The sequence below is a fragment of the Micromonospora parastrephiae genome (assembly GCF_016802865.1).
GTDB classification, from domain to species: Bacteria; Actinomycetota; Actinomycetes; order Mycobacteriales; family Micromonosporaceae; genus Micromonospora; species Micromonospora parastrephiae.
In genome coordinates this window covers 1-12,059 of sequence record NZ_JAEVHM010000173.1, presented here as the reverse complement: position 1 = coordinate 12,059, position 12,059 = coordinate 1, and the positions used below count along the sequence as shown (strand labels likewise).

General features: G+C 72.6%; 8 protein-coding genes and 1 pseudogene. 6 read left to right on the top strand and 3 right to left on the bottom strand.

Going from position 1 to position 12,059, the window contains the following annotated elements; genetic code table 11:
- Positions 1-496: 496 nt before the first annotated feature.
- Entirely contained in the window at positions 497-1,465 is a 969-nt protein-coding gene (locus JNW91_RS25120) for a DUF5715 family protein (protein WP_203177862.1), read from the top strand.
- 4 nt (positions 1,466-1,469) lie between these two features.
- Entirely contained in the window at positions 1,470-3,059 is a 1,590-nt protein-coding gene (locus JNW91_RS25115; protein ID WP_203177861.1) for an asparagine synthetase B family protein, read from the top strand.
- Positions 3,060-3,330: 271 nt separating this feature from the next.
- On the opposite strand, the gene JNW91_RS25110 is transcribed toward JNW91_RS25115, so the two are convergent.
- A complete protein-coding gene (locus tag JNW91_RS25110; RefSeq protein ID WP_203177860.1) occupies positions 3,331-4,776 on the bottom strand; it encodes an LVIVD repeat-containing protein in 1,446 nt (481 codons plus the stop codon).
- A gap of 139 nt (positions 4,777-4,915) precedes the next feature.
- On the opposite strand from JNW91_RS25110, the gene JNW91_RS25105 reads away from it, so the two are divergent.
- The 4 genes from JNW91_RS25105 to JNW91_RS25090 all read left to right on the top strand — a co-directional run bounded on the left by JNW91_RS25105 (position 4,916) and on the right by JNW91_RS25090 (position 10,160).
- Positions 4,916-5,611, top strand: a complete 696-nt coding sequence (locus JNW91_RS25105; protein ID WP_203177859.1) for a DUF305 domain-containing protein — start codon at positions 4,916-4,918, stop codon at positions 5,609-5,611.
- 43 nt (positions 5,612-5,654) lie between these two features.
- Positions 5,655-6,866, top strand: coding sequence for a sensor histidine kinase (locus tag JNW91_RS25100; RefSeq protein ID WP_203177858.1), 1,212 nt, complete (start codon positions 5,655-5,657; stop codon positions 6,864-6,866).
- Entirely contained in the window at positions 6,863-7,528 is a 666-nt protein-coding gene (locus JNW91_RS25095; protein ID WP_203177857.1) for a response regulator, read from the top strand. The genes JNW91_RS25100 and JNW91_RS25095 overlap by 4 nt, the downstream gene beginning before the upstream one ends.
- Positions 7,529-7,676: 148 nt before the next feature.
- Entirely contained in the window at positions 7,677-10,160 is a 2,484-nt protein-coding gene (locus JNW91_RS25090; protein WP_203177856.1) for an ABC transporter permease, read from the top strand.
- A 96-nt stretch (positions 10,161-10,256) separates the two neighbouring features.
- Here the strand turns inward: JNW91_RS25090 and JNW91_RS25085 are convergent, their stop codons facing one another.
- Both JNW91_RS25085 and JNW91_RS25080 read right to left on the bottom strand, forming a co-directional pair.
- Entirely contained in the window at positions 10,257-11,519 is a 1,263-nt protein-coding gene (locus JNW91_RS25085; protein WP_203177863.1) for a nucleotide sugar dehydrogenase, read from the bottom strand.
- Positions 11,520-11,637: 118 nt separating this feature from the next.
- Positions 11,638-12,059: pseudogene (locus JNW91_RS25080) on the bottom strand (serine/threonine protein kinase); the annotation flags it as partial.

Here is a 12,059-nt window from a genome sequence, read left to right as displayed (position 1 = left end):
GCCGCCGCCGACGCCGTCCGCGCCGCGGGCGCACGGCGCCGGCGGAACTGCCGTCGTACGCCGAGGTGCAGGCCCTGGTGCCGACGGGCGGCGACTGACGGTGGCTCTCGACGCTGGGTGATGTGCCGGCTCGCGCCGGGTGGCGCTGCCGGCGTCGCGGGGTGGGTGATGTGCCGGTCAGCGCCTTTGGAGCTAGCTCGTTTGTGACATCACCGAGATCGTTTGTGACATCACCGAGCCGACCGCGCGACGGGCGGGCTCGGCTCGGCGCGGCTCGCGTCCGGGCGATGGGCCGCAGGTGAGAGCCGGCGCCTGATTCGTTCACGACATCAGCTCCACAGGCGCCCTGTTCGAGGGCCGCACCCCCCGGCGACGGCTGCCGTCGCGCTCCGTTCGGGGGGAGATAGGAGGATTGTTCGGTCCATTCCGGTCCCGATGATTACGGTGTGTTTCAGGGCGCACCATCAGTGCCGTGACCGGAGAAAGGGACCCCGTCATGCGAGTGCCCAGCCGTAGCCCGGGACAGCAGCCAGGTCCGCCCGTGTCGCCCACCGCCCCGGCCCGACGTCGGCCCTCCGGCACCGCCCCGCGCCGCCTCCCCGCCACCGCACCCGATCTCGCCGCCTACCGCGGCGCGGTCGCCGAGCTGCTGGTCGAGGTCGGTGCCCTGGCCGACGCGGCCAGCACCCGCGCCCGGCAGGTGCTCATCGACGAGCGGCTGCGCGAACCGGCGCTCGCCGCCGTCCTCGACGCCACCCCGCAGGGGCTGATCGGCGCCCGCGAGACGCTGCTGCTGGAAATGGCCCGCTACCAGCCGAACGAGCGCACCTCCGCGCGTGACCTCACCGCGCTGGTCCGGATCTACCTCCTCTCCCGCATCGACGTGTTCTGGTGGCAGGACGCCCCGACGTTCGTCACCGACGACCAGGTCAACGGCAGCGCCGAACTTGTCGACCTGGAGTGGCTGCGCCGCCGGGACCTGCTGCGCTTCCGCTACCAGGAGCAGCCGGCCACCACGCTGGGTCGCGCCGCGCGCGGACTGCGTCGCCGCCTGCGACCGGACGCCACCCCGCACACCGCCGGGCTGCTGTTCCGCCGCGCCCGCCGGGAGGTGGTGGCGCTGCTCAACGACATCGGACGCGAGTTCGCGACGACCGCGCCGCCGGCCACCCCGCCGCTGTGGGTCACCAGCCTGGTCCGCAGCGCCGAGCACCAGTACCGCCTGCGTCGCCTGGGCTACGCCGCGATGCTGCCCAGCGGACACTGCCTCGGCTACTCGGTCGACGTCGAGCTGGCCTGGTTCGAGCGGTTCGGCGCGCGGGACGCCCTCGCGGAGCTGCTGCTGGCCCGGCAGGAGACCGGCGAGATCAGCGTGATCGACGAGGGACAGGCCTGGCACCTGTGTCTCGCGCCCAGCGCAAGGCGTCGGCTGCGCCGGGCGTACGAGGCCGAGATGGGGGTCTGAGCCGATGTGCGGTATCGCGTTGAGCATCGGCCCCGAAGCCGACCCGGCCACGTTCCGGCGGATGCTCGCCGTCCTCGCACCCCGTGGCGAGGTCACCGAGACCCGGGCCGAGAGCGGGTTGCTGGCCGGCACCCGCCGGCTGCGGGTGGTCGACCGGGACCGGGCGGTGCAGCCGTGGACCTCCACCGACGAGCGCTGGCTGCTCTGCTTCAACGGCGAGATCTTCAACTACCGGGAGCTGCGGGCACAGCTCACGCGGCTCGGGCAGGTGTTCCGCACCGCCAGCGACACCGAGGTGCTGCTCGCCGCCTTCGAGCAGTGGGGCGAGGCGGCGGTGACGCGGCTGCGCGGCGAGTACGCCTTCGCCGTCGTCGAACGCGCCACCGGCCGGGCGTACCTGGCCCGCGACCCGCTCGGGGTGAAGCCGCTGTACTGGTCCCGCCGGCCGGGCTGTCTGCACCTCGCCTCCGAGGTCAAGGCGCTCGTCGGGCACCGCGCCCCGATCAACGAGGTGCCGCCCGGACACCACGGCTGGGCGGATGCCGACGGGCACGTGCGGCTGCGGCCGTACGTGGACCTGCTCACCATCGGCGACGGCCTGCCGGTCATCGACGACCCGGACGAGGCCGCCCTGCTCGTCCGTGCCGCGCTGAGCGACGCCATCCGGATGCGGGTGGACACCGACCTCACCGTCGGGGTGGTCCTCTCCGGTGGGCTGGACAGCTCGTTGGCACTGCGCCAGGTACGGGACATCCACCCGGACTGCGTCGCGGTGACCGTCGGTGTGCCGGACAGCCCCGACGTGGCGTACGCGCGGCGGCTCGCCGCCGACCTCGACGTGCCGCACGTGGTGGTCGAGTTGCGCCCCCGCGACATCCGGCTCGCCGACGTGCGCGAAGCGATCCGGATCTCGGAGCTGACCGAGTACGGCGACATCATCAACGCGGTGGTGTCGGTGCCGATCTTCCGGCGACTGGGGGAGCTGGGCATCAAGGTGGTGCTCACCGGCGACGGCTCCGACGAGCTGTTCGGCGGATACCCGATGTACCACCGGGCCGGCCCGATCGAGGCCCGTCGGCTGTTCCTGCACCGGATCCGCAACCTGTGCCGCACCGAGTTGCAGCGGGTCGACCGGGCCGCCATGGCGTACGGGGTGGAGGCGCGGTTGCCGTTCCTCGACCTCAGCGTCGTGGAGCTGGCTATGCGGCTGCCGGTGGAGCTGAAGCTGCGCGACGGACAGGAGAAGTGGATCGTCCGGCGGGCGTTCGCCGACGTGCTGCCCGACTACATCCTGCGGCGGCCGAAGAACCCCATGTCGTACTCGTCGGGGCTGCACGAGCGGGTGCGGCTGTACAAGCCGCTCTTCGCCCGGCTGCATCGCGCCTTCGGCTACGACCTGCTGGAGCCGGTCCGCCGCGACTTCGACAGCGTGCTCAGCCGGTGCGGCAACGACCTGGACCGGGCCATCGCCGACGGGTTGGACCGGCCCGACTACACAGTCCTGGAGCACGCCCGCGACCTGGTCGGGGCGGCGAAGTGGAACGCCGCGCCGATGGTCCGCCGGTTGGTCGGCCCGCGCCCGGCCCGCCGCTGACGGCCCCACCCGCCCACCCCACCGGCCCGACCAGCGCCAGGTCCGATCCCCGCAGCACGATCACGGCGCCGAGGAAGAGCAGCAGCGGCAGGATCCGGTGCAGGGTGTCGGTGGTCTCCGCGCGCGGCAACAGCCCGCTCAGCGCGCAGGCGCCCCCGACCACGGCGAGGACGACCGCCACCAGGTCGAGCGGGTGCGGACGCCGGCGCACGGTGGGCTCGGGCGGGCCCGGCCCCTCGACGAGGGACCGGGCCCGGATGGTGCGTCGCGTCTACCAGCTGAGGTAACCGGGCTGGGTCTGCACGTTCAGCTCAGGGAACCGGGTCAGGTTGGCCGTCCAGGTCCGCCAGTCGTTCAGCTCCAGGACGTCCAGGCCCTTCTGGATGTCGTTGGAGTAGATGTTGCCGTTGTAGTAGTAGGTCGACCAGGCGCCACCGGTGAGGGCCTCGGTCGCGGAGAGCGGGCCGCGCTCCCAGAACGCGATCTCCTTGGGGTGGCGCGAGTCGGTGAAGTCCCAGACGGAGATGCCGCCCTGGTACCACGCCTGCACCATGATGTCCCGTCCGAGCACCGGGATCAGCGAGCCGTTGTGCGCCACGCAGTTCTCGGTGTCGGTGTTGGTGCGCGGGATCTTGTAGTAGCTGCGGAAGGCCAACGTCCGGGCGTCGCCGCGGCCGGTGATGTCGTAGATGGCGTCCGCGCCACGGTTCGGTCCGACGGTCTCGTTGCAGGTGGCCGCCCCGCCGCCGCCCAGTTCGTCGGTGAAGACGACCTTGGTGCCGGCGTTGTTGAAGGTGGCCGAGTGCCAGAAGGCGAAGTTGACCGTGTCCCGGACCCGGGTGATGACCCGGGGCGCCTCCCGGTTCTTGATGTCGAGCAGGACACCGTCACCCATGCAGGCGCCGGCGGCCAGGTCCTTCGACGGGTAGGCGGTGATGTCGTGGCAACCGGTGGTCGCCGAGCCGGTCTCGCTGCCCGGGAAACCACCGTCCGGGAACAGGTTCGGCGTCGAGAGGACCGCCGCTTGGGTCGGCGTCTTCACCGGCACCTTGACGATGGAGATGGAGTCGTGCGGGGGCTGGCAGTCCGGGAATTCGGCTCGCGGGCTGTACGACGAGACGTACAGGTAGACGTTCTTGCGGTCCTTGCCCGGCACCAGGGTGTGGGTGTGCGACCCGCAGGCGGTCTCCACGGACTTGATGTACCGCGGGTTGGCCTTGTCGCTGATGTCGAAGACCTTGATGCCCTCCCACGACTCCTTGACGGACGCGGGCTGCGCGACGCTCGCGCACGAGTCGTCACTGCGCGACGAGTCGGTGGAGAGGAACAGCAGGTTGCCGTAGACCGAGATGTCGTTCTGTGATCCCGGGCAGTTGACCTGCGAGGTGATCTTCGGCGCGCTGGGACGGGAGATGTCGTAGACGACGAATCCGTTGTAGTTGCCCGCGAAGGCGTACTTGCCCTGGAAGGCCATGTCGGTGTTGAGGGCCGCCGTCGTGTCGAACGGCGCCTGCTTGGGCAGGTTGGCGATCTGGCGCAGGTTGGGGCTGCTGCGGATCTCGTCGACGCCCGGGATGTCGCTGGCGGGCGCCGCTGCCGGCGCCGCCTCCTGGGCGTTACTCGGCGTCGCGACGACGACGCTGGTCAGCAGTAGGCCTGCGGCGGCCAGGCTGACGATCCGCAGTTGTCGAAGCCGGGGGGTGATGATTCTGATCATCGGCGGCGCCCTTCGAAAGGGGGATAACGATGTCTCGTACCTTACCGACCCTCGTAGATCATCGATGTGACCTGGGTCACAACAAAGTGGACTCTTCAATCGATAAGATCGCTGCGACCTCGACCTGAGGGGGTGCGGCATGACTGTCCGACGTGGCCGGTTGCTGACCGTCGTCATATTGATAGCTGTCTTGGCAGTGCTGGTGGTGTTGGCTGTCCGCGCCACGAGCGACCCACCCCGCCGGGCCGCCGCGTCAGCGTCGCCAACCCCGGCCGCGCCCAGTCCCACCGGCCCCGAGCCGCCGCCGGTGATCGTCCCCGGCCGACCGGGGGAGACGGCGGCCACCCGGCCCGCGCACGAGGTGCGCGACGACAGCCCACCCCGCTACAACGCCCTCGACACCGTCTTCGTCCAGATGATGATCCCGCACCATCAGCAGGCGTTGGAGATGACCGCGCTGGCCCAGGAGCGGGCGGCCGATCCCCGCATCCGTGCCTACGCCGACCGGATCAGGGCCGGTCAGGGCCCGGAGATCGCCGTGCTGCGTAGCTGGCTCAGCACACGCGGCCTGCCGGCGTCGGCCCCCGGGCACGACCACGGCGGCATGCGCGGCATGCAGTCGCCCGAGGCGATGCGGCAGCTGACCGACGCCCGTGGCACGGAGTTCGACCGGCTCTTCGTGCGCATGATGACCGAGCACCACCAGGGCGCGGTGACCATGGCCACCGACCTGCTCTCGGTCGGCCTCGACCTGACCCTCAACGAGATCGCCACCTCGCTCGCGACCGAGCAGGCCGTCGAGATCGCACGCCTGCGCGAACTCACCCCACCCTGACCGACCACGCGACGGGCCGCGTGCCGCGCGGCACGTACGCTGGGTGATCGTGAGACGCACGATCTTCGGTCGCCCGCTGCGCGGCGTCGCCTTCGACGTGGCCGTCTCCGCCGTGGTGGCGCTCACCGGCGTGGCCTCGGCGGTGGCCCAGCCGGGCGGTTGGGCGGCCACCGGCGTCGGCGTGGCGATGGCGGTGGCGTTGCTGTTCCGCCGCACCCATCCCAGCGCGGTGACCGCGGTCGTCGCGGCGCTCGCCCTCGTGCAGGTGATCGCCCAGTGGGGTCCGCTCGCCTACGACGTCGCCGTGCTGATCACGCTGTACAGCGTGGTGAAGTACGGCGAGCGGCTGCGCGACGGTGTGCTCGCCGGCGGCGTCGCCGCCGTGGGCGTGCTGCTCGCCGCCGCGCAGACCCCCGGCGTGATCATCTGGTGGGTGTCGGCGCTGTGGTACGGGCTGGTCACCGGCGCGGTCTGGCTGGTGGCGCTGAACGTGCGCACCCGCCGGCTCTACGTGCTCAGCCTGGAGGAGCGTGCCAGCACCCTCGAACGCGAGCGGGAGGCCGAGTCGCGCGCCGCGGTCGCCGAGGAACGCACGCGCATCGCCCGCGAGCTGCACGACGTGGTGGCGCACAGCATGGCCGTGATGATCGTGCAGGCGGACGGGGCGCGGTTCATGCTGGACCGCGACCCGGAGCAGGCCCGCACGGCGGTGAAGGTGGTCGCCGACACCGGCCGGCAGGCGCTCGAGGAGATGCGCCGGTTGGTCGGCGTTCTGCGGGACGCGGGACCGACCGGCGCCGGTGAACCCGCGGTCCCCGGCGACCCGGAGCACCGCAGGCTGGCCCTGGCCGACCTGCCCGACCTGCTGGCTCGGTTCCGCGACGCCGGGCTGCGCATCCGGCACACCGTCACCGGCGACGCGCCGGCCCTGCCGCCAGGCTTGGAGCTGACCGTCTACCGGGTGGTGCAGGAGGCGCTGACCAACGCGCTCAAGCACGCCGGTGTGGGCGCCGATGTCGACCTGACCCTGTCGTACACCGCCGACGCCGTCGTGGTCCGGGCCGCCGACGACGGTCGCGGCCGCCCGGTGGTCAGCCCGGCGCCGTCCGGCGGTCACGGTCTGCTCGGCATGCGCGAGCGGGTGACGGTGTACGACGGCAGCCTCACCGCCGGCCGCCAACCGGCCGGGGGCTGGCAGCTCGAGGCCCGCCTACCGCTACCGTCGGATCCCGCAACGGAGGTGATCGCGGCATGACGATCCGCGTGGTGATCGTGGACGACCAGGCGCTGGTGCGAGCCGGGTTCCGGATGGTGCTCGACTCGCAGGCCGACCTGGAGGTGGTCGGGGAGGCCATCGACGGCGCCGACGCCCTGCGGGTGCTGGCCCGCACCGAGGCCGACGTGGTGGTGATGGACATCCGGATGCCGACCATGGACGGGGTGGAGGCCACCCGCCGGCTGTGCGCCGACCGACCCGCGGGGCCGCCCCGGGTGCTGGTCCTGACCACCTTCGACACCGAGGCGGACGCGTTCGCCGCGCTCCAGGCCGGGGCGAGCGGCTTCCTGCTCAAGAACGTCCCACCGGAGGAGCTGCTGGCCGCGATCCGGGTCGTGGCCCAGGGCGACTCGGTGGTGGCGCCGTCGATCACCCGGCGGCTGCTGGACCGGTTCGCCGGGCAGCTCGGCGCCGGCCCGGCCGCCGATCCCCGGCTGGCGCAGCTCACCGAGCGGGAGCGGGAGGTGCTGCTGCTCGTCGCACAGGGACTGTCCAACGCGGAGATCGCCGCCCGGGTGCACGTGGCCGAGGCGACGGTGAAGACCCACGTCGGTCGGATCCTGGCGAAGCTCCAGCTGCGCGACCGGGTTCAGGCGGTGGTGCTGGCGTACGAGAGCGGGCTGGTGACCCCCGGCGGATGAGTCCGTGTACGACCTGGGTCGTACCGGTCGGCGGGTGTGCCGCGACCCGGGACGCACACAGCTCGAGCGCGCAGGTGGAGATCGACTGACCGGCGCCGGCCATAGCGTCGGAGGGGTCCGATCCGTACCGCCCCCGGGGGAGCCCCGCATGATCCGCCTGACCCTGCGTTCGCTGCGTGCCGAGGCGCCGCGCATGCTGCTCTCCGCGCTGGCCGTCGTGCTCGGCGTCGCGTTCATCGCCGGCACCCTGATCCTCGTCGACGGGATGCGCGCCGGCGCGTACGAGCGGGCCGGCGCCTTCGACCGACACACCGACCTGGGCGTGTACGCCACCGGCACGCGGGCGCTGCCCACCGCTCTCGTCGACCGGGTCCGGGCGGTCGACGGGGTCGCGGCGGCCGCCGGGGAGCTGACCGGCACCGGCGGTGTCGTCGGCGTCGACGGCCGGCCGGTGCTCGGCTACGCGGTGCTCGCCGCCATCCCGACCGAGGCCGCGCTGCGCTCGTACGACGTGGTCGCCGGACGGCTGCCCGACCGCGCCGGCGAGGTGGTGCTCGACACCGAGACGGTGGCCGAGGAGGGTTTCACCCTCGGCGCCCCGGTCCGGGTCGGCGGCACCGGCGGCCCGGCCCGCCCGTACACGCTGGTGGGCACCGTCGACGTGGCCGACACCGCACGCGACGTCGGAGGCCCGTTCATCGGCCTGGTCGGGTCGGACGCCCTCGCCGTCACCGGGGAGTCCGGCTACGGCAGGATCATGGTGGCTGCGCGGCCGGGTGTCCCGGCGAGCGCGCTCACCGAGCGGGTACGCGCCGTCGCCGGCGCCGACACCAGAGTGAAGGATCGCCAGCAGATCCTCGACGATGCCGTCGACGACGCGGTCCGCGACCTGAACCAGTTCACCATGCTTCTGCTGATCTTCGTGGCGGTCGCCGTGGTGGTGGCCGGTTTCGTGATCGCCAACACCTTCGCGATCGTGCTGGCGCAGCGCACCCGACGGACCGCCCTGCTGCGTCTGGTCGGCGCGACCCGCGGGCAGGTCTTCCGGTCGGCGCTGCTGGAGTCGGCGGTGGTCGGGGCGGTCGCCTCCGCCCTCGGGGTGCTGTTCGGGGTGGCCCTCGCCGGCGGGATGCGGCTGCTGATGATCCGCCTGGACGTTCCGGTCTCCGGTGGACTGCGGGTGAGCGGGTCGACCGTACTGACCGGTCTGCTGGTGGGCACCGTGCTCACCGTGGGTGCCGCCCTGCTTCCGGCCTGGCGGGGGACCCGGGTCGCGCCGGTGGCCGCGCTGACCGACGCCGCGGTGCAGCCCAGCCAGGGTGCGGGTCGGCTCCGGCTGGCCCTCGGCGCGGTGGTGCTGGACGCCGGCGTCGCAGCGCTGGCCGGTGCCGCCAGCGTCGGGCAACTGGTGCTGGTGGCCGGCGGCGGGATCCTGGCCTTCTTCGGGATCGTCCTGTTCGGACCGGTGCTCGTCCCGGCGCTGGTCCGGGTGTTCGGCTGGCCGGTCCGGCGGCTGGTCGGGACGACCGCCGCCCTCGCGGTGGCCAACGCGGTCCGCAACCCGCGCCGGGTCGCCGCGACCGCCACCGCTCTGGTGATCGGCATCGGACTGGTGTCGGCGTTCGTGGTGGGCGCCCGCAGCACCAAGGACGGCATCGAACGCAGCGTGGACGCCGAGGTCGGCACCGATTTCGTGGTCAGCGGGATCGGTCAGGACCTTCCCGCCGCGCTCGCCGGCGAGCTGGCCGCCCGCCCGGAGTTGGGCGTGGTGCACGAGCAGCGCAGCACGGTCACCGCCGACGTGGAGGTCCGCGCCGCCCACCCGGCGCTGGTCAGCCGGACGATCACCGGCGTGCTCGCCGGCGACGCCACCCGGCTCGGGCCGGGGCGGGTGCTGGTGCACCGGGAGTTGGCGCGGGCCAACGGCTGGACGGTCGGCTCACCGGTCACCGTCGGGGGGCGCGGGTTCCAGGTGGCCGCGGTGGTCACCGACGACCGGCCGGCGATGGTCGCCAGCGACGCGCCCACCGGACACGTCATCGACATGGCCGACGCGGACTTCGCCGCGCTCTTCCCCGATCGGCGCGGCTTCCTGGCCGAGATCGACCCCGCCGCCGGCGTCAGCGTCGACCGGGCGCGGGAGGCCATCGAGCAGGTGCTGGCCGGCTACCCCACGGTCAACCTGATGGACCAGGGCGCGTACAAGAAGATGCTCACCGGCACGGTCGACATGCTGCTGGCGTTCGTCACCGCGTTGCTCGGCCTGGCCGTGGTGATCGCTTTGGTCGGCGTGGCGAACACGCTGAGCCTGTCGGTGGTCGAACGGACCCGGGAGAACGCGGTGCTGCGAGCGGTCGGGATGACCCGGGGTCGGATGCGGGCCATGCTGGCCGTGGAGGCGGTGCTGATGGCGCTGGTCGGCGCGGTGCTCGGGATCGGGTTGGGCACCGGGGTGAGCGCCGCCGCGATGGCCCTGCTGGACCGCCTCGGCGGGGACTTCCACGTGGTGCTGCCGTTCGGCCAGCTCGGGCTGATCCTCGGCGTATCGGTGCTGGCCGCCCTGCTCGCCTCGGTGCTGCCGGCCCGTCGGGCGCTGTCGCGGCCCGTCGTGGAGGCGCTCGCCGACCAGTGATCCGGGCCGGTGCGCCGTCCCGACCGTCGCGGACGGACATCCGCCGGCCGGCCCCGCCGTCTTCCCCGGCGGCGGGACCGGCCAGCGGTGCCGGGTCTACAGGCGCTCGACCGTCGGGCCGGTGCACCGGTTGCGGGTGTCGAAGACGTAGCGGGCGTGCTCGACCACCAGGTCGTAGTCGAAGCTGTCGTGGTCGGTCACCACCACGACGGCGTCGGCGGCCCGTACCTCCGGCTCGGTCAGCCCGACCACGGTGACCCCGGCGGGAATGTGGTGCGCCTCGGCGTACGGCTCGACCGCGTGGACCTCGGCGCCGAGGTCCTGCAGCCGGCGGGCCACGTCGACCGCGGGGGAGTCCCGCATGTCACCGGTGTTCTTCTTGTACGCCAGTCCGAGCAGCAGCAGTCGGGCGCCGCTGACCGCGCGCCCGGTCCGGTTCAGCCCGGCCATGATTCGTTGGGCGACGTGCTCGGGCATCTCGTGGTTGACGTCGTTGGCCAGCTCGATGAACCGAAACTGCCGACCGAGGCGGCGCTTGACCTGCCAGGACAGGTAGCACGGGTCGATCGGCAGGCAGTGCCCGCCGACACCCGGGCCGGGCCGGAACGGCAGGAAACCGAACGGCTTTGTCTCGGCGGCCTCGATCGCCTGCCACACGTCGATGTTCAACGGGTGCGAGAGCATCGTCAGCTCGTTGATCAACGCGATGTTGACCTGGCGGAAGGTGTTCTCGATCAGTTTGGTCAGCTCGGCGACCCGGGTGGAGTCCACCGGCACGGTGCGCTCCACCAGACGCCGGTAGAAGCCGTCCACCCGGGCCAGCGACGTCGGGTCGACGCCGGACACCACCTTCGGGGTGTTCTCCAGCCGCCAGGTCGGGTTTCCCGGGTCGATCCGCTCGGGACTGTAGCCGAGGTGGAAGTCGCCGGGGCTGTGCAGCCCGCTGGCCGATTCCAGCAGCGGACGCAGCAACTCCTCGGTGGTGCCCGGGTAGGTGGTCGACTCGAGGATCACCGTGCTGCCCGGCCGCACGAACGGGCCGATGCCGACACCGGCCTGCTCGACGAAGCTCAGGTCGGGAGTGCCGTCGCGCAGCGGGGTGGGCACGGTGATGACGCAGACGTCGAAGCCCTCGGCGTCGGTGTAGTCGGCGCTCGGATGGTACCGGCCACTGCCCAACGCCCGGCCCAGCCGGTCAGCGGGGATGTCCTCGACGAACGACTCACCGGAGGCGAGCCGCTTCACCCGATCGGTGTCGACGTCGAGGCCCACCACGTCCAGGCCAGCCTCGACGGCGCGCATGGCCAGCGGCAGTCCGACGTACCCCTGGCCGATCACGACCAGCTTCTCAGCGCTCACGCTCACCCGGGCTCCCGCGGCAGACGGTGAAATGACCTGCTGAGAGCCTAGAGGGGTCTTCGGCGACGTAAGTCCGTTTTGGTGATATCGGTGCTGGTGGGCCGGCTGGGTCGCCGGCTCAGTCGTTCGTCGGGCCCTCCGGGTCCGTCGCCGGCGGGGTGGTCGGGGTGGGATCGGCCGGCGGCCGCGTCGTGGGTTCGCTCGTCGGGGAGCCCGTCGTCGGCGCGGTGGTGGCCGTCGCCGTCGCCGTCGCCGTCGGCGGGGCGGTCGTCTGGGTCGGCTGCGTGCTCCGCGTGGCGCTGACCGAGGCCGACGGGCTGGTCTCCGGGGTGTTCGGCCGGTTCGGCCGGGCCGGATCCTCGGTGACCTGGTCATTCGCCGCCGGCACGTCCACCTGACCGGTCGGTGCCGCGGTCGGCGAGGTGGTGGGCAGCTTGACCGCCGGGGCGTCGGCGTTCTCCGTCGCGCCCAGCGCCGCGATCAGTCCGGTGACCGCGACGAGGACGGTCGCCGCCGCGCCCATCAGCGCGCCGCGCCGGC

What these genes read in the sequence shown, in the direction of transcription:
- JNW91_RS25120 (WP_203177862.1), top strand. Translation starts at nt 497, where the DNA reads ATGCGAGTGCCCAGCCGTAGCCCGGGACAGCAGCCAGGTCCGCCCGTG.
- JNW91_RS25095 (WP_203177857.1), top strand. Translation starts at nt 6,863, where the DNA reads ATGACGATCCGCGTGGTGATCGTGGACGACCAGGCGCTGGTGCGAGCC.
- JNW91_RS25090 (WP_203177856.1), top strand. Translation starts at nt 7,677, where the DNA reads ATGATCCGCCTGACCCTGCGTTCGCTGCGTGCCGAGGCGCCGCGCATG.
- JNW91_RS25115 (WP_203177861.1), top strand. Translation starts at nt 1,470, where the DNA reads ATGTGCGGTATCGCGTTGAGCATCGGCCCCGAAGCCGACCCGGCCACG.
- JNW91_RS25105 (WP_203177859.1), top strand. Translation starts at nt 4,916, where the DNA reads ATGACTGTCCGACGTGGCCGGTTGCTGACCGTCGTCATATTGATAGCT.
- JNW91_RS25110 (WP_203177860.1), bottom strand. Translation starts at nt 4,776, where the DNA reads ATGATCAGAATCATCACCCCCCGGCTTCGACAACTGCGGATCGTCAGC.